The sequence below is a fragment of the Streptomyces sp. MCA2 genome, from assembly GCF_023544705.1.
In the GTDB taxonomy this organism is placed as follows: domain Bacteria; phylum Actinomycetota; class Actinomycetes; order Streptomycetales; family Streptomycetaceae; genus Streptomyces; species Streptomyces decoyicus.
Genome location: NZ_JAMJFM010000050.1, coordinates 39,144 through 54,945 on the forward strand (window position 1 = coordinate 39,144; position 15,802 = coordinate 54,945).

Consider the following 15,802-nt stretch of genomic DNA (forward strand, 5'->3'; position numbering starts at 1 on the left):
CGCGGCATTGGAACCCCGAGACCGACAAGGCACTATCTCCCCGTGGCAGAAATCATCACCGTCGATGACCCGGACGACCCGCGGCTGGCCGACTACACCGGACTGACCGACGTCGAACTGCGGCGCCGGCGTGAGCCCGCGGAAGGGCTCTTCATCGCCGAGGGCGAGAAGGTCATCCGGCGCGCCCGGCACGCCGGCTACGCGATGCGCTCCATGCTGCTCTCGGCCAAGTGGGTCGACGTCATGCGCGATGTCATTGACGAGGTCCCGGCGCCGGTCTACGCCGTCAGCCCGGACCTCGCCGAGCGGGTGACCGGCTACCACGTGCACCGTGGCGCACTGGCGTCCATGCAGCGCAAGCCGCTGCCGGACGCCACCGAACTCCTCGCCGGGGCCCGGCGCATCGTCGTCATGGAAGCGGTCAACGACCACACCAACATCGGCGCGATCTTCCGCAGCGCGGCGGCCCTCGGCATGGACGCGGTGCTGCTCTCCCCGGACTGCGCCGATCCGCTCTACCGCCGCTCGGTGAAGGTCTCCATGGGCGCGGTGTTCTCCGTGCCGTACGCACGCCTGGAGGGCTGGCCGCGGGACCTGGCCGCCGTACGGGAAGCGGGCTTCAAGCTGCTCGCCCTCACCCCGGCCGAGAAGGCGACCCCCATCGACGAGGCCGCCCCGCACACCCTGGAGCGCGCCGCCCTGATGCTGGGCGCGGAGGGCGGCGGTCTGAGCACCGGCGCCCTGCGGGCGGCCGACGAATGGGTGCGCATCCCGATGGCGCACGGGGTGGACTCGCTCAACGTCGGCGCGGCCGCCGCGGTGGCCTTCTATGCGGTGGCGACGGGCCGGCCCGCCTAACGGCCTGTCCGGCGGATCAGGGCGTCATAGGCTCCAGGCCATGCACAGCACCCTGACGGAGCTCGCCCGGTGTCTCTACGGAGACGAGTACCGCCCCACGCCGCCGTGCGGGCTGGAACACCGTGAGCACTTCTTCGTCGAGGAGTTGACCTTCGCCGACACGGATTCGATCCTCGCCATGCTGCGCGGACTCTGCCCGCACGTGGTTGACGGCCGCTTGCCGGTCCGGATCCGGAACCTGGCCTATCGCCTGGTGCTCTTGCAGCGGCCGGACGAGCCGGCACTGATGCGAGAGGCCGCCGAGAACCTGTGGATGCACGGCCCGGACTGGGACGACGTCGCAGCCGACCTGGTGAAGCGGCCGATGTGCTGGAAGCGGCTGACCAAGGCCTGAGCCAGAGGCGTACCGAGGCGACGGTGACAGCGCCGTGGAAGCCGGAGGCGCAGCTTGTCGCAACGCGTCACCACGGCCCGGGAACGCTTGACCCGGTTGACTCGCCCCCGTTCCGGCGCTTGTACATCTCCGTGCCGAAGCCCGCGGGCCGGCCTCCTCGGTTGCCCCTGCGCCGACGGTTTGACCGCGGGCCCTTCGGCTCCGGGAGGGACCCCCCGCCAAAGGAATACCGCCCCGCCCCCGCCGCGTTGAGGCCCGCAGGGGGCGTCCGCATCCCCTACGGGTTCTGTTCCCCCACCCCGTAGGGCCCATCTACGCCTCCGGACGGCGGGGCGACCGGCGCCGGCCGCTCCACCCCCAGCCCGCGGGCCGGCCCCTGGCACCCCTGAGCGGCCGCGATACCGAGCGCCACCAGCAGGGTCACCACCACGAACACGATGACGCGCTGGCGCAGCAGCCGGCGGTCGGGGCCGGGGCGGCGGCCGCCCGACGTCGTACGTACGGGGGTGCGGCTGCCGTTGCGTCCTGTGGGGCGTGAGGCCGGAGCCCGTCGCCCGGTGCGCCCGCCGGTCTTCCGCGGGTTCTTCCCCGCCGCCGATGCCGGGCCGGCCGGCCGGGGGGCCGCGTCCCGGGGGGCCGGGGGACGGGACGGGTGCGGACGCGGCGAGGAGGTGCCCGCCGTCCCCCGCTCGGTGCGCTGGCGTGCGTACTCCTCGGCCCGCTGTCCGGTCGGCCGGTCCGAGGGACGGCGCTCCGCGCGCTCCCAACCGGCCCCGGCACCCGACCCGTTCTCCAGCGGCCCGCCCGACGGACCGTGCGCCTCACGGGCCGCGATCTCCTTGAGCCGCAGCGACAGCGACAGGGTGCTGGGGCGGTCCGCCGGATCCTTGGCCAGACACGAGGCGAGCAGCGGCGCCAGTGCGTCCGGCACCCCGGCGAGCTGCGCCTCCTCATGGACCACGCGGTAGAGCATGACCTCCGAACTTCCCTGCCCGAAGGGGGAGTCGGCGGTACAGGCGTACGCGAGGGTGGCGCCCAGCGCGAAGATGTCCGTCGCCGGTGTCACCGCGGCGCCGCGCACCTGCTCCGGCGCCAGAAACCCCGGTGAGCCGACGGCGGTACCCACATGGGTCAGCGTGCTGGCGCCGGTCGCCCAGGCGATACCGAAGTCGATGATCCGCGGGCCCTTGGGCGACAGCAGAATGTTGGACGGCTTCAGGTCGCGGTGCACCACGCCCGCGTCATGGACGGCCAACAGCCCCTCGGACAGCGCGGCGCCGATGGAGGCGACCTGCGCGGGGGACAGCGGGCCGGCCTCGTTGACCTTGTCGTGCAGCGAGGGCCCCGGGACGTACTGCGTGGCGAACCAGGGGCGGTCCGCATCGAGATCGGCCGCCACCAGCCGGGCCGTACAGCCGCCGCGGATCCGCCGGGCGGCCGAGACCTCCCGCGCGAACCGCGAGCGGAATTCCTGATCCCCCGCCAGGTCCGGCCGGATCACCTTGAGGGCCACCCGCTGCCCGCGTTTGTCCGAGCCGAGATAGACCACGCCCATTCCGCCCGCGCCGAGCCGGCGGTGCAGCCGGAACGTCCCGACGACACGCGGGTCCTCGCGTCGGAGCCGCATCATCGCCATGTCCGTCCCCTACCTGCGGTGGGGAGCCCCCTCCGCTGCCAACCGTCTGACGTGGCACAGCTTACGGATTGACGGCTCGCTGTGCTGAGAGGCCGCGCATGCGTCGGCGGCCGGATTGCCGGTGGCGGGTGCGATTCTCGAAGGGCGGGCGGAAAACCGGCCGCCGCGCGGCCAGACTTCCCCTACCCGATCCCAATGATCCGCCACAGAAGGGGGATTGACGTGATGAAGGGGGATCGGGACCGGTTGGTCGTGGATGCCGGGGATGCGGCCGGGGTGCGGCAAGCGGCGGTGAGCCGAGCGGTCCGCGGGGGCGGGATCGCGGTGCGCGGGGGAGCGGCCGGAGTGAGCGAGGTCACCCTCAGGAGTGCGCGGGCCAAGGCAGCGCGACGGTACCCCTTGGGGGACATCCCCAGGCCCTGGCCCGGTCTCTCCACCCAGAGGAGTACGTGAGACGCGGTCCCGTCATCCTCCTGGATGCCGATCAATAGGTACGACGGCATGACGCCCTGCGTCGGGCGGGTGCCTACTGTTGTCTTCAAGCGGCGGGCGGAGCACTCGTCCCCCGAGGTCAGACGCCCGCCGCCCCAGTCACGACGGGAGCGGGACCATGGTGGAGACCCCAGGGCGGACGGCCCTTCGGGCGCAGGGGCGCCGAGCCGCCGCCGCGCTCGGGGGCCGGCAGTCCGCCGGCACTCGCCACCCCCTCGTCGCGGTGGCCATGGTGCTGCCGCTGGCGATCGTTCTCGCCGTGGTCTTCGGCGGCTGGGAGGCCGTCATGACACAGGCGTCGTCCGTGGTCGGAATGCTGGGGCGCTGAGCAGCGCCCCAGGCCCGGGAGAGCGGCCCGGGACGGGGACCTCCGGCTGTAAACCCCGTGGGGACGGGGGTGCGGCGGACGGCACGACGGCCGGGCATCTGGGGAGATGCCCGGCCTTCGAGCTTTCCCGGCCGCGGCCCTGCCCGGCCCACCGCTGCGCGCGTACGATCCCAAGCCGGGCCGCCCACCGCTCGTACCGCCACCACGGCGCATCGGCCGCGCAGGACTCGGGGGAACGATGACCACCTCACTGCTCGTGTGCCTGGCCGCCCTGTCCGCGTCGGCGGCCCGGGAAGGCGCACCGGCCGCCGCCCCCGAGGTGCTCGCCGACCGCCCCGACGGCACGGTCCTCCGCAGCGGCCGCACGGTCGCCAAGGCACACGCCCCCGACGACGACCCGCACGACCTGGCCGCCCGGCTGCGGATCGCCGCCCACCCCCTCCTGCACGGCATCCTGCTGCCCCCGCTCCCGGTCACCGCCCCCGACGGCTTCCTCACCCTCACCGAGGACGGCCGCGCCCTCTCCCGCTGGCCGTACGGCAGCCCGGTCCCGCCCGACGACCCCGACGCCGCCCCCTGGGAGGACGCCGCCCGCCTGCTGGCCCGTCTGCACCGCGTCGACCCGCGCCAACTTCCCGGCCCCGTACCGCCGATGCGCGGCCCCGCCAAGGCCGCCCGCGCCCTGGCCCGCCTGCGCGGCGCCCTGGCCCCGGCCGGCGGCCCGCCGTCCGCACCCCGGCCCGGCGCCGGATCGCTGCCCGCGGCCGCCGCGGCCGTCGAACGTGCCTGGGCCCTGCTGCCGCCGTGGGCCCGGGACGCCGCCCCGCCGCCGCGCGCCGGCGCCCTCTGCCACGGCGATCTGCATCTGGGCCAGCTCGTCCGCCACCCGGCCACCGACGGCCCCTGGCTCCTCATCGACGTCGACGACCTCGGCACGGGCGACGGCGCCTGGGACCTGGCCCGCCCCGCCGCCTGGTTCGCCACCGGCCTGCTCGCACCGGACCTGTGGACGCGCTTCCTCGCCGCCTACCGCGCCGCCGGCGGCCCCGCCGTACGGCCGGCCGGCGATCCCTGGCCCGACCTGGAGGTTCCGGCGCGCGCCCTGACCGTGCAGACCGCCGCGCTCGCCGTCGCCAAGGCCGCCACCGCCGGCCGTCCCCTGGACGAGATCGAGACCGCGGTGGTCGATGCCTGTGCCCGGATGACGTCCCTGCCGGACCAGTTGGCGCCTGCCGGCCCGGACGTAGGGTGAACACCCCGTCGCCGGGAGGCCGTTCCGGCGGCAACGCAGTGAGCAGTGCCGGATGACAGGAGTTGAGCCGACGATGCAGTGCCCCAAGTGTCATGCGCCCATGCAGACGTACCAGCGCAACGGCGTGCAGATAGAGCAGTGCGCCGGCTGCCGGGGGATCTTCCTGGACTACGGGGAGCTGGAGGCGCTGACCCGTCTCGAGTCACAGTGGTCCCAGCAGGCCCCGCCGCCGCCCGCCCCGCAGGCCTATCCGGCCGCCCCCGCGTGGGGCGCTCCGCATCAGGGCCACCACGGCCACCATGGACACCACGGCCACCACCGCAGCTTCGGCCACATGCTCTTCTCGTCCTGAGCAACGACCGCGTCCTGAAGCAACACGAGTCCCGAACAACGACCGAGGGCCGGAGCGAAATGCTCCGGCCCTCGGGTTCAGGTGTGGACGATACTGGGATTGAACCAGTGACCTCTTCCGTGTCAGGGAAGCGCTCTCCCGCTGAGCTAATCGTCCTCGGGACCGCGGATCACGAAGATCCGCAGCTGCGTGCGCGATACTGGGATTGAACCAGTGACCTCTTCCGTGTCAGGGAAGCGCTCTCCCGCTGAGCTAATCGCGCGGGGACCCGGGCGAACCCGGGTCAGTGGACGATACTGGGATTGAACCAGTGACCTCTTCCGTGTCAGGGAAGCGCTCTCCCGCTGAGCTAATCGTCCTTGGAGGTGGAGACGGGATTTGAACCCGTGTAGACGGCTTTGCAGGCCGTTGCCTCGCCTCTCGGCCACTCCACCAGGAGTGAGGGGGTTCGGGAAGATCCCCCACATCGAGCGGACGACGAGACTCGAACTCGCGACATCCACCTTGGCAAGGTGGTGCTCTACCAACTGAGCTACGTCCGCAGATGTCTCTCCCAGACTACGTCCGGGAGCTACTCGGCCTCCGGGGCGCTTGCGTGTCCCGGCGACGTGTTGAACTCTAGCGGATTCCGGGGCCAGTACAAAAACGCGTTTGTGCAGCGTGCTGCGCTGCTCGCTCGGCACAGGCAGGGTCGGGGCCGCCGCCATAGACTCGCTGACGTGCACGACTTCGCTCCGATGGCACGCTTCGGCGGCCTGATAGCCACCGACCTGCTGGATGTGACCAGCGATCCCGCGGCTCTGGACTCCACGGGCTGGTGGGCCGTGGCCGCCGACTTCGAGGGCGCGGTGGTCTGCGCCCGCTTCGGCGACGTACGGCCGGCCACCGCGGCGGACGACCCCGCCCCCGACGGCTGGCGCGGCCCCGTACCCGGCGCCTGGACCAGCTCCCTGGACCGCGACGCCTATACCGGCGGCGTGCGGCGGATCCGTGAACACATCGCGGCCGGCGACGTCTACCAGGTGAACCTCTGCCGGGTGCTGACCGCGCCGCTGCCGGACCCCGGCCGTGCCGACGTGGACGCGCTGTCCGCGGTGCTGGCCCGCGGCAACCCGGCGCCGTATGCAGGGACGATCCGGCTGCCCGGTCATGGCGTCGAGATCGCCAGTGCCTCCCCGGAGCTGTATCTGCGGCGCGACGACCGCATCGTTGCCTCCGGCCCCATCAAGGGCACCGGCCGGACCGCGGCGGACCTCTCGGCGAAGGACCGGGCGGAGAACGTGATGATCGTGGACCTGGTCCGCAACGATCTCGGCCGGGTCTGCGCCACCGGCTCCGTCACCGTCCCGGCACTGTGCGCCGTCGAGGAGCACCCCGGCCTGGTCCACCTCGTGTCCACGGTGCGCGGTGAACTGGACGGGGCGAACGAGAAGACCGCCTGGGCGGATCTGCTGGGCGCCACCTTCCCGCCCGGGTCGGTCACCGGCGCCCCCAAGTCCAGCGCGCTGCGGATCATCGACGAGCTGGAGACCGCGCCCCGCGGCCCGTATTGCGGAGGCATCGGCTGGGTCGACGCGGACCGCCGCACCGGCGAGCTCGCGGTCGGCATCCGTACGTTCTGGATCGACCGCACTCCGCCCGGCGGCCCGGTGCTCCGTTTCGGCGCCGGCGCCGGGATCATCTGGGACTCCGATCCGGAGCGGGAGTGGGCCGAGACCGAGTTGAAGGCGCGCAGGCTGCTCGCGGTAGCGTCGGGCCTGCACGAGGCGAGTGGAGGAAAGCGATGAAGATCTGGCTCAACGGAGGGCTACAGGACGCCGAGGGAGCCCGGGTCTCGGTCTTCGACCACGGGCTGACGGTCGGCGACGGAGTCTTCGAGACCATCAAGGCCGAGCACGGCCGCGCCTTCGCCCTCACCCGCCATCTGGAGCGGCTGACCACCTCCGCCCGCGGACTGGGGCTGCCCGATCCCGATCTCGACGAGGTACGGCGCGGCTGTGAGGCGGTCATGGCGGCCAACCCGATGGCCCTCGGACGGCTGCGCCTCACCTACACCGGCGGCGTCTCACCGCTCGGCTCGGACCGCGGCGACGCCGGCCCCACGCTGGTCATCGCGCTCTCCGAGACCACGCGCCGCCCCGACACCACCGGCGCCGTCACCGTCCCGTGGACCCGTAACGAACGCGGTGCGCTCACCGGCCTGAAGACCACCTCGTACGGCGAGAACGTCGTCGCCCTGGCCCGGGCACGTGAACGGGACGCCTCCGAGGCGCTGTTCGCCAACACCGTCGGCGCGCTCTGCGAAGGCACCGGCTCCAATGTCTTCGTCGTCCTGGACGGCGAACTGCACACCCCGCCGCTGCACTCCGGCTGCCTGGCGGGCATCACCCGCGCCCTGACGATCAGCTGGGCCGGCGCCAAGGAGACCGATCTGCCGCTGGACGCCCTGGAGCGGGCCGAGGAGATCTTCCTGACCTCCACCCTGCGCGACGTCCAGGCCGTGACCCGGATCGACCGCCGCCAACTCGCCGACGAGCCGGGCCCGGTGACCGCGGAAGCCATGCGGATCTTCGAGGAGCAGTCCGCCGCCGACTTCGACCCGCGGTGATGACGGGCCCGCGCACGGGCGAGTAGAAAGTCCTCGTGACCACAACGCTGCGCCCCGCGGGACCGGAAGAACGGCACGACGACGGGCGCCGGGCCCGTCCGTACGACATCTGTGTCAACAGCCGCCGGGTCGGCGGGATCCGGCTGACGACGGACGCCCGGTTCGGCCCGGCGGCGGGCCGGATCGCGGAGCTGGCCGTCGAGGCGCCGGACCGGCACCGCGGCCGCGCCACGGTCGCCGCCCTCGCCGCCGAGGAAGTGCTGCGCGGCTGGGGCTGCCGGCAGATCGAGGTGACCGTCCCGGCCGGTGCGGAGGCCGCCGGGCGGCTCGCGGCGGCGCTGGGCTACACCGAGCGCAGCCGCACGATGAGCAAAACCCTCGACGGTCCGCCTCCGCTGCCCGAGGACAGCGGCGACCGTGCGCTCGGCGAGGCGGAGTACCCGGCCTGGCGGGAGGCCGCGCTCGCCGAGCACGTCCGTACGCAGCTGGGCCAGGGGATGTCCCGTGCACGCGCCGAGGAGACCTCGGCCGCGGGCCATCGCGCCCTGCTGCCGGACGGTGTGGACACGCCCGACCAGGCGCTGCGCGTCCTGACGCACCGCGGTGCGGACGTCGGCAGCATCTGGGTCGCCCTGCGGATGCCGGACGTGCCGGGCGGCTATGTCGTCGACGTCCAGGTCGCGCCCGCACACCGCGGGCAGGGCCACGGCCGCACCCTGATGCTGGTCGCAGAGCGCGAGAGCCTCGCTGCCGGCCACGCCACCCTGGGCCTGAACGTCTACGCGGACAACGCGCCGGCGCTCGGCCTCTACCGCTCGCTGGGCTACCGGCCCACCGGATACCTCCTGTGGAAGCCGATCCTGTGAGGGAGCCCGGACGGCGCCCGTGAGGCCCGGCTCAGCCCTGCCCGGCCAGCAGCCGGTCGGCGATCTCCTCGATACGGGCGCGCAGCCCCTCCTGGCTCTTGCCGCCGTCCAGCCGCTCACCGCCGATCACATACGTCGGCGTCCCGGTCACCCCGATCGCCTTGCCCTCGGCCTGGTCCGCGTCGACGATCAGCAGATGCCGCCCGTCGATCAGCGCGGTGTCCAGCTCCTCGGCGTCCAGCCCCAGCTCTGCGGCGACCTCCAGCAGCAGCTTCTCACCGCGCGCGCCGAGCTCCTCGGTCCGCGCCAGCACCGCCTCGATGTACGGCCGGCCCTGGCCCTGCTCGATGGCCTCCTCGGCGGCCTGGGCGGCGACGTAGGCGTGCTTGTGCTTGGGGAGGGGGAAGTGGCGCAGGCGGATGTCCAGCCGGTCGCCGTAGTGCGCCCGCAGTGCCCGCACGTCCTCCAGGGCGGCGTGGCAGTCCGGGCACTGGAGTTCGCACCACACGTCCAGCACGGGGCGGACGGGAGGGGCGGCGGAGGTGGTGGCGTCGTTCATGGCAGTCAGTCTTCCAGCCTTTCCCCGGCTGACGCCCCGGTGGTACCCCGGCCCGGTGCCCGGACCGGGACCTGGGGAGGAGCGCTACCCCGAGATGTCCCTGAGCCCGCTCCGGAACATGGCCCCCGCGGGGCCGGACAAGGCAGGATGGAAGGGAGCAGAACGCCTGCTCGCCTTTCACCGGCAGGAGGACCGGATGCTGACCTCGACCGTCTGTGCCGCGGTGTCGGCAGCGGGCCTGGGCATCGCCGCGCTGACGGCATACCGCAAGCGGTTCCTGGCCGCGACCCGCATCGCCGCTTTCTCTCTGATCCCCATCGGCCTGGTGATGACGGGCGTCATCGACTGGGTCACCAACATCGTCTTCAAGCCCACGGTCTGGGCCGGCTTCGGGGTGCTCGCGCTCTCCGCCCTGCTGTTCATGATCAGCAGGGGAGTGGAGCGCCGCAGGGGCGGGATCGGCAACCGCAAGGAGCGCAAGGCCGCGGCGGCCGACCGGTCCGACGCGGTGGCTCCGGCCGCCTCCGTGCCCTCCCTCGGCGCCGGCCGGGGTGCCGCGCAGCCGGCTCCCAAGGGGAAGGCCGCTCAGGGCAAGGGCGGTGCACCCAAGGATGACTTCTCGGACATCGAAGCGATCCTGAAAAAGCACGGGATCTGATGAACTACCGCTGCTGAGCCGCTTATCGGGCGCATTGGGACGATCATCTGCGTCATGATGCGCCCGAGATGAACGATGAGTGCGCCCTCGCCCAAGACGACGCCCCGTCCCCCGAACCGCGCGGTTGCCTGTTCGCGCTGTCCCAGCCGCCGCTGATGCTCTTCCTCGCCGTCATCGGCTTTCTGCTCCTTCTCGGAGCAGTGCACGACCTCTTCCTCCTGTGAGGCCGGTATGCGCCGCCGCCCCGGGCCCCGTCATGGGGCCACGCCAGGCGGTCAGCCCGCCGCGGCCTCCCGCCGCCGTGCCCGGTAGGCCGCGACATGCAGCCGGTTTCCGCAGGTGCGGCTGTCGCAGTAGCGCCGGGAGCGATTACGGGAGAGGTCGACGAAGGCGTGCCGGCAGTCCGGCGCCTCGCAGCGCCGCAGCCGCTCGCGTTCCCCGGCGACGAGGATGAAGGCCAGCGCCATCCCGCCGTCCGCGGCCAGATGCTCGGCGACCGACGCACCCGGCGCGAAGTAGTGGACGTGCCAGTCGTACCCGTCGTGATCGGTCAGCTGCGGTGTGGTGCCCGCCGAGGCGACCAGCGAGTTCAGCTGTTCGGCCGCGGTGCGGTCGTCCTCGGCCGCGAAGATCTTCGCGAACCGCGCGCGGACGGACCGTACGGCCGCCAGGTCGCCCGTACCGAGCGCGCCCACATCGCTGACGTCGTTGCGCTGTACGAACTCCTCGAGGGCCGCGAGGCCGGTCAGGCTGTCCGGCGCTCCGGGCGCTTCGCCTTCCGGAGCGGTGTTCAGCAGATCGACGACCGCGTCCAGCGCGCACCGGGTGTCATGGCTGATCATCACGGTTCCGCTCCCTGGCAGGGTGGGGCCGGACGGGTACCGCCCCCGGTGTCGTTGCCGAATGGTCGCCGACTCTAGCGCTTCGAACAAGCTTCAGCGCCGACTCCGCGGTGGGTCCGCGGCGACGACGCCGAAGTGTGCCGTATGAACTTGTCGGTCCTGCGCCGTCTCCCCGAGTCGGACGGACGCAAGTGTGAGCGGGTGGGTGCTTTCGGTAACCGTGCTGCGTCTCAGCTCTCCGCAAGGATGTGGGAGAGCTCGGTGTCGAGATCAAAATGCCGGTGCTCCGTGCCGGGTGGCACGGCGGCATCGGTCCTTTTGAGGAACGACTCGAGGGCCCGTGCGGGCGCCTCGAGCAGGGCTTCGCCTTCCGGCGAGCTCAGGGCGATGCAGACAACGCCCTGTCCGTGGCTCCGGGACGGCCATACACGGACGTCTCCGGTGCCCGTGGGCCGGTGCAGGCCCTCGGCGAGGAGGTCGCGGGCAAAAACCCACTCCACGGTCTCCTCGGCTCCGGTATGGAAGGTGGCATGCACGGCATAAGGATCGGCCGTGTCATACCGCAGGCCCGCGGGTACAGGCAGTGAGGACTCGCTCGACACAACGAGGCGCAGGTGCAGCTCGCAGCTGACCGTGGTGTTCATAAGCGCCAGGGCCTTTCGCTCAGTGTGCGCTCGGGGATTCGCACGTCGGCGAAATCGACATGCCACCTACGGTGCCGTTGTAAACCCCTCTGACGGTTTTGTGTGGCTTCAGGTACCTCTTCCGGCGGATTGCGAGATCGTCCTCGGCGGTAATTCCGCGGACCCATCCCGTCCGGTAAGTTTGTGAGTATGAATACGCAGAGTAACGGGGGGCCGGGAACGGTGGAGGAGGACGCCGCTCCGGCCGAGCAGCCGCTCGGTTCGAGAGCGCCGCACTTCATCAAGCGCTCCCGGCCGCTCCACGTGAGCTGGCAGGTCGGAGTCTTCGTCGTCGGTCTCGCGGTCGTGGTGGCCGGCGTGATCATGCTGCCGCTGCCGGGGCCGGGCTGGCTGGTGATCTTCGGCGGTATGGCGATCTGGGCGACGGAATTCGTCTGGGCCCAGCTGGTGCTGCGCTGGACCAAGCGAAAGGTCACGGAAGCGGCCCAGAAGGCGCTCGACCCCAAGGTGCGGCGACGCAACATCATCCTCACCGCCATCGGCCTGGTGATCATCGCCGCGGTGCTCGCGGTCTATGTCTGGAAGTTCGGCTTCGCGATGCCGTGGAACGTCTCCGAGTGACATCGCCATGGTCAGAAGTGCCCGTCGACGTGGGGTAATGTTGGCGGTGCGCCCGGGCGATTAGCTCAGTGGGAGAGCGCTTCGTTCACACCGAAGAGGTCACTGGTTCGAACCCAGTATCGCCCACCCGGACGACGGCCCGGAGACTTCAAGTCTCCGGGCCGTCGCTGTTGTTGGGTGTCCGCACCGCCGTGGGGCGCACACTGGGATCATGCCCGACTGGTCACGCCGACTGAACCGCTACCGCTTCCGCAGCGTCTGGCTGCTCGATGCCCCGCCGACCGTCGTCTACGCCGTCCTCGAACGCGCCGAGGCATACCCCCGGTGGTGGCCGCAGGTGCGCGAGGTCACCCCGCTCGACGACCGCAGCGGAACCGCCCGCTTCCGTTCGCTGCTGCCGTACGACCTGACCGTGGTGGCGACCGAGCGTCTGCGGGACCCGGGCGCGGGGGTGCTGGAGATCGGGATGCGCGGTGATCTGGCCGGCTGGGCGCGCTGGACCGTGGTGCCCGGTGCCGGCGGCACCCGTGCCGTCTTCGAGCAGGACGTGGAGGTCTGCAAGCCGCTGCTGCGGCGGCTCGCGCTGCTGGGGCGGCCGGTGTTCCTCGCCAATCACGCGCTGATGATGCGGTCCGGGCGCCGCGGTCTCGCTGCCTGGCTGGCCCGCGGATGAGTACCCGGGCCGCCCCCGCGCGGGGGTCCGGGACCGCGGCGGAACAGGAATTTGATGGAAGGCCCGCGCTGCCTGTATTGTTCAGGTCGTTCGCGAGGGAAACCTCGCCGACACCCGGGCGATTAGCTCAGTGGGAGAGCGCTTCGTTCACACCGAAGAGGTCACTGGTTCGAACCCAGTATCGCCCACCGGGATCAAGAACCGGGCCGCCAAAAAGCGGCCCGGTTCTTTTTGTTGGACGAACTCGGAAGAACACGGAACCGGGAATTCCGCCCGGTGCCTTTGCCGCCCGGACCGGAATTGCTGAGGGGGGATCAGGCCGCGGCGGGGAGTTCGGGACGCAGCGGCCAATGCGGATCGACCACCTCCGGATTGCCGCTGCGGGCGAACCACGCCTGGAGCCCGCGGGCCTGGGCCGCGTACCAGACCGCCTGGCGGGTGTGCAGCTCCGGCGGATGCAGCCCCTCCAGGCGTTCGGCGAAGCGCAGCCCCAGGGCCCGGACGACGCGCAGCGCGGCGAGCGCGTCGGCGGCCGCCTCATGGGCGTCGTCCAGCTCGACCTCGTAATGGGCGCACAGATCGGTGAGCGTACGGCGGCCCTTGCGGTAGCGGTCCAGGTGCTTGTCGAGGACGCGGGGATCGAGGACGTGCAGCGGATGGCCGCCCAGGTAGGTGTCGAGCGAGCTGGCGCGATGCCGCTTCAACTCGCGCTCCAGGAGCGTCAGATCGAACGGGGCGTTCATCACGACCAGCGGCCGGCCGGCCACCGACTGGGCGGCCAGGGCGCGCGCGACCTCCTCCAGCACCGGCGCGGGCCAGCGGCCGTGCAGCGCGAGGTGGTCGGCCGTCAGGCCGTGCACCGCCGTCGCGGCCTCGGGTATCTCGACGCCCGGGTTGATCAGCCAACGGGTGACCCGGGGCGCGGAGCGCGGCGTCTCCTGGACCACCAGGGCGGCGGAGACGATGCGGTCGCGCTCGACGTCGATGCCCGTGGTCTCGGTGTCGAAGGCGGCAAGCGGTCCGTCATACCAGCACGGCATCATCCCAACTCCTCGCGCTCGTACGGGGGATGACGTGCACGTCACCCGAGCTGGTGATACCCGACTCGGCCGGTGCTCGAACCGTCTTTGTTTGCGGACCACTTGACGCGGAGACAACCAGAGGGACGGGCCGACACGCTCCGCCTTCTCCCCGTCATCCACACGCATCGATCGGCACAGCCCGGAAGGCATCCCCGCGATGACGCTCGCGCAGCCCGAACCGGGCGGGCTGCTGCCCCAGCTGACCACACCGCAGCGCGGCGGACTCGCCACCACTGCTTGCATGGAGACCCTCCAGGTGGGCTATCTGCACGCGGTCGCCGCCGCCTCCGGATGTTCGCTGGCGCAGCCCTTCCCGGACAACGGAATCGACTGGCACGTCAGCCATGGCGCGCCCGGTCACACCGTCGACGACGAAGTGACCATCAAGGTGCAGCTCAAGTGCACTTACCAGACCGCCCCCCGCCCGCCGGGGCCGACCTTCGCCTTCACGCTCGACAACGACCATCTGGTGAAGCTGGCCCGTACGCCCGTATCGGTACACAAGATCCTGGTCGTGATGCTGGTCCCGCGGACCCAGGAGGACTGGCTGCGGGCCTCCCACGACCGTCTCGCACTGCGGCACTGCTGCTACTGGATCAATCTGGCCGGCCATCCGGTGACCGGCCGGCGCAGGACCACCGTGCGGATCCCGACCGCGCGGATCTTCGACGACCGAGCGCTCTGCGAGATCATGACGCGGGTCGGGGCGGGAGGGAGACCCTGATGTACCGGCCGACCGACGATTACGACGCGCGGCTCCTGGATCCCGCACGGCTCGATCCGGCGGTGCTCAGCGCGCTGCTGGCCCGGCACGGCTGGCGGCGCCGGGGCGGGGCCGCGGGCCACTACGCCCGGTGGACACCGCCCGGCGGCGCCGGCGGCACCAGCCTGCTGGTGCCGCACGACCGCCGCTTCCCCGACAGCGGGGAGCTGCTCGCGGAGGCGCTGGCGGCGCTGGCGCAGAGCTCCTCGCCCTCCGCCCGCGAGGTGCTGGTGGGGCTGGCGGTGCCCAGCGACGAGGTGCGCTGGGAGCGCGAGGTGCCCGACGGCGGCTCGGGGGCCGCGTACTGGGTCGCGCAGGAGCAGCTGCGCGGCGCGGCCCGCTCGATGCTGATCGCCGGGGCGCTGGGGACGTACGGCCGGGCCGGCTACTACGGCGCCCGGCACAAACGGCAGGCCGAGGGGTTCCTGGCCGAGGTGCTGGTCGGCCCGGCGGCGGCCGGGCGCCGGCTGACCGCGTTCGTCCCGGTGCGCGGCGGGCGCGGTGCGGTCGCCGGGCTTCAGCGGGCACTGCACGCGGCCCGCGACGCCACCGACTACCAGCGGGCCACCGGCGGCATGGAGGCCTTCGACGCGGCCGTCGAGCTGGGGGTCTGCCATGAGCTGGTCCAGGCGCTGATCGCGCTGGTGCGGGACGCGGAGGGGGTGCGGATCGCGGTCGAGTGGTCGCCCGGGGCCGGGGCCCCGGCCGGCTGCCCGGCCCGTCCCGAGCCGGTGGAGTTCTCGGCCGGCGATCTGCCCGCGTTGCAGCAGGCCGCCCAGCGCTATGTCCGCGATGAGCCCTCGCTGCCGGTCCGGGTGACCGGCGCGGTGATACGGCTGCGCAGGGAACGTCCTGGCGGGCCCGGCACGGTGCGGCTGCGGGTGATCACCGGCGCGGACGTGGTGCAGGTACGGGTCGCGCTGGGGGAGGAGGACTACCGCATCGCCGCGCATGCGCACCTGGTGGGACTGCCGGTCCGGGTGAGCGGGCGGCTGGAGAGCCGGGGCGGGTTCCGCCGGATCACCGGCGGCCGCGATGTCACGCCCGTACAGGTCGACGAGGCGGAGCGGGACCGGCTGCTGAAGTCGCTCCAGGAGAATCTCGACTTCTTCGAGGAGGCCTGCGGGGCGGAGGAATAGCGGCTGTGAGCCGGGGGTGGTGAAACCGTTTCGCG

The 15,802-nt window shown here is 72.2% G+C and carries 19 protein-coding genes, 7 tRNA genes and 1 pseudogene; 16 read left to right on the plus strand and 11 right to left on the minus strand.

Annotated features, from left to right (window positions below):
- The first annotated feature begins 42 nt into the window (after nt 1-42).
- Together M8I34_RS31970 and M8I34_RS31975 are read left to right on the plus strand one after the other, a co-directional pair.
- Nucleotides 43-858, plus strand: coding sequence for an RNA methyltransferase (locus tag M8I34_RS31970; RefSeq protein ID WP_250055448.1), 816 nt, complete (start codon nt 43-45; stop codon nt 856-858).
- Nucleotides 859-898: 40 nt separating this feature from the next.
- Nucleotides 899-1,252 carry a hypothetical protein gene (locus M8I34_RS31975; RefSeq protein ID WP_250055451.1) on the plus strand — a complete coding sequence of 118 codons (354 nt, stop codon included), beginning with the start codon at nt 899-901 and terminating at the stop codon, nt 1,250-1,252.
- Here the strand turns inward: M8I34_RS31975 and M8I34_RS31980 are convergent.
- Together M8I34_RS31980 and M8I34_RS31985 are read right to left on the minus strand one after the other, a co-directional pair.
- Nucleotides 1,248-1,463 (minus strand): annotated as a pseudogene (locus tag M8I34_RS31980) (IS5/IS1182 family transposase); the annotation flags it as partial. The gene M8I34_RS31975 and the pseudogene M8I34_RS31980 overlap by 5 nt on opposite strands.
- 66 nt (nt 1,464-1,529) lie before the next feature.
- A complete protein-coding gene (locus M8I34_RS31985; protein ID WP_250055453.1) occupies nt 1,530-2,888 on the minus strand; it encodes a serine/threonine-protein kinase in 1,359 nt (452 codons plus the stop codon).
- Between the two features lie 610 nt (nt 2,889-3,498).
- Between M8I34_RS31985 and M8I34_RS31990 the strand changes: the two genes are divergently transcribed.
- From M8I34_RS31990 to M8I34_RS32000, 3 genes are all read left to right on the plus strand, one after another.
- Nucleotides 3,499-3,708 (plus strand): hypothetical protein, encoded by a 210-nt coding sequence (locus tag M8I34_RS31990; RefSeq protein ID WP_030083005.1) that lies wholly within the window; start codon nt 3,499-3,501, stop codon nt 3,706-3,708.
- Nucleotides 3,709-3,946: 238 nt separating this feature from the next.
- A complete protein-coding gene (locus tag M8I34_RS31995) occupies nt 3,947-4,960 on the plus strand; it encodes a phosphotransferase family protein (RefSeq protein WP_250055455.1) in 1,014 nt (337 codons plus the stop codon).
- A 73-nt stretch (nt 4,961-5,033) separates the two neighbouring features.
- Nucleotides 5,034-5,312: a zf-TFIIB domain-containing protein gene (locus M8I34_RS32000; protein WP_030987212.1), complete on the plus strand. Its 279-nt coding sequence runs from the start codon at nt 5,034-5,036 to the stop codon at nt 5,310-5,312.
- An 84-nt stretch (nt 5,313-5,396) separates the two neighbouring features.
- Here M8I34_RS32000 and M8I34_RS32005 read toward each other — a convergent pair.
- The 5 genes from M8I34_RS32005 to M8I34_RS32025 form a co-directional block, all read right to left on the minus strand.
- Nucleotides 5,397-5,468 (minus strand) — tRNA-Val (locus M8I34_RS32005).
- A 34-nt stretch (nt 5,469-5,502) separates the two neighbouring features.
- Nucleotides 5,503-5,574: transfer RNA gene (locus M8I34_RS32010), tRNA-Val, on the minus strand.
- Between the two features lie 25 nt (nt 5,575-5,599).
- A tRNA-Val gene (locus M8I34_RS32015) sits at nt 5,600-5,671 on the minus strand.
- A gap of 1 nt (nt 5,672) precedes the next feature.
- A tRNA-Cys gene (locus tag M8I34_RS32020) sits at nt 5,673-5,746 on the minus strand.
- Nucleotides 5,747-5,781: 35 nt separating this feature from the next.
- Nucleotides 5,782-5,854, minus strand: a tRNA-Gly gene (locus tag M8I34_RS32025).
- A 177-nt stretch (nt 5,855-6,031) separates the two neighbouring features.
- Here M8I34_RS32025 and M8I34_RS32030 point away from each other — a divergent pair.
- The 3 genes from M8I34_RS32030 to M8I34_RS32040 are packed head-to-tail and all read left to right on the plus strand — an operon-like array spanning nt 6,032 to nt 8,786.
- Nucleotides 6,032-7,099 carry a chorismate-binding protein gene (locus M8I34_RS32030; RefSeq protein ID WP_250055457.1) on the plus strand — a complete coding sequence of 356 codons (1,068 nt, stop codon included), beginning with the start codon at nt 6,032-6,034 and terminating at the stop codon, nt 7,097-7,099.
- On the plus strand, nt 7,096-7,920 hold the full coding sequence (locus M8I34_RS32035) for an aminotransferase class IV (protein ID WP_250055459.1): 825 nt from the start codon (nt 7,096-7,098) through the stop codon (nt 7,918-7,920). The genes M8I34_RS32030 and M8I34_RS32035 overlap by 4 nt, the downstream gene beginning before the upstream one ends.
- Before the next feature lie 35 nt (nt 7,921-7,955).
- Nucleotides 7,956-8,786: a GNAT family N-acetyltransferase gene (locus M8I34_RS32040; RefSeq protein ID WP_250055461.1), complete on the plus strand. Its 831-nt coding sequence runs from the start codon at nt 7,956-7,958 to the stop codon at nt 8,784-8,786.
- Between the two features lie 31 nt (nt 8,787-8,817).
- On the opposite strand, the gene M8I34_RS32045 is transcribed toward M8I34_RS32040, so the two are convergent.
- Nucleotides 8,818-9,345: a DsbA family protein gene (locus M8I34_RS32045; RefSeq protein WP_250055463.1), complete on the minus strand. Its 528-nt coding sequence runs from the start codon at nt 9,343-9,345 to the stop codon at nt 8,818-8,820.
- Between the two features lie 196 nt (nt 9,346-9,541).
- Here M8I34_RS32045 and M8I34_RS32050 point away from each other — a divergent pair, with 196 nt between their 5' ends.
- Entirely contained in the window at nt 9,542-10,003 is a 462-nt protein-coding gene (locus M8I34_RS32050; protein ID WP_250055465.1) for a hypothetical protein, read from the plus strand.
- Nucleotides 10,004-10,071: 68 nt separating this feature from the next.
- Nucleotides 10,072-10,227: a hypothetical protein gene (locus tag M8I34_RS32055; protein WP_018087659.1), complete on the plus strand. Its 156-nt coding sequence runs from the start codon at nt 10,072-10,074 to the stop codon at nt 10,225-10,227.
- A 51-nt stretch (nt 10,228-10,278) separates the two neighbouring features.
- Here the strand turns inward: M8I34_RS32055 and M8I34_RS32060 are convergent, their stop codons facing one another.
- Together M8I34_RS32060 and M8I34_RS32065 are read right to left on the minus strand one after the other, a co-directional pair.
- Nucleotides 10,279-10,848: a CGNR zinc finger domain-containing protein gene (locus tag M8I34_RS32060; protein ID WP_250055467.1), complete on the minus strand. Its 570-nt coding sequence runs from the start codon at nt 10,846-10,848 to the stop codon at nt 10,279-10,281.
- Between the two features lie 227 nt (nt 10,849-11,075).
- Complete coding sequence (locus M8I34_RS32065; RefSeq protein WP_003959770.1) at nt 11,076-11,489, minus strand: SsgA family sporulation/cell division regulator; 414 nt, start codon at nt 11,487-11,489, stop codon at nt 11,076-11,078.
- Nucleotides 11,490-11,678: 189 nt separating this feature from the next.
- Between M8I34_RS32065 and M8I34_RS32070 the strand changes: the two genes are divergently transcribed.
- The 4 genes from M8I34_RS32070 to M8I34_RS32085 all read left to right on the plus strand — a co-directional run bounded on the left by M8I34_RS32070 (nt 11,679) and on the right by M8I34_RS32085 (nt 12,971).
- Nucleotides 11,679-12,110, plus strand: a complete 432-nt coding sequence (locus tag M8I34_RS32070; RefSeq protein WP_250055470.1) for a TIGR02611 family protein — start codon at nt 11,679-11,681, stop codon at nt 12,108-12,110.
- A 54-nt stretch (nt 12,111-12,164) separates the two neighbouring features.
- Nucleotides 12,165-12,236 (plus strand) — tRNA-Val (locus M8I34_RS32075).
- 85 nt (nt 12,237-12,321) lie between these two features.
- Nucleotides 12,322-12,783, plus strand: a complete 462-nt coding sequence (locus M8I34_RS32080; protein ID WP_250055472.1) for an SRPBCC family protein — start codon at nt 12,322-12,324, stop codon at nt 12,781-12,783.
- A gap of 116 nt (nt 12,784-12,899) precedes the next feature.
- Nucleotides 12,900-12,971: transfer RNA gene (locus tag M8I34_RS32085), tRNA-Val, on the plus strand.
- A gap of 126 nt (nt 12,972-13,097) precedes the next feature.
- On the opposite strand, the gene M8I34_RS32090 is transcribed toward M8I34_RS32085, so the two are convergent.
- Complete coding sequence (locus M8I34_RS32090; RefSeq protein WP_250055500.1) at nt 13,098-13,823, minus strand: exonuclease domain-containing protein; 726 nt, start codon at nt 13,821-13,823, stop codon at nt 13,098-13,100.
- A gap of 199 nt (nt 13,824-14,022) precedes the next feature.
- Here M8I34_RS32090 and M8I34_RS32095 point away from each other — a divergent pair, with 199 nt between their 5' ends.
- Nucleotides 14,023-14,589, plus strand: coding sequence for a DUF4365 domain-containing protein (locus M8I34_RS32095; RefSeq protein WP_030987231.1), 567 nt, complete (start codon nt 14,023-14,025; stop codon nt 14,587-14,589).
- Nucleotides 14,589-15,767, plus strand: coding sequence for a hypothetical protein (locus M8I34_RS32100; RefSeq protein ID WP_250055474.1), 1,179 nt, complete (start codon nt 14,589-14,591; stop codon nt 15,765-15,767). The genes M8I34_RS32095 and M8I34_RS32100 overlap by 1 nt, the downstream gene beginning before the upstream one ends.
- Nucleotides 15,768-15,802: the final 35 nt, after the last annotated feature.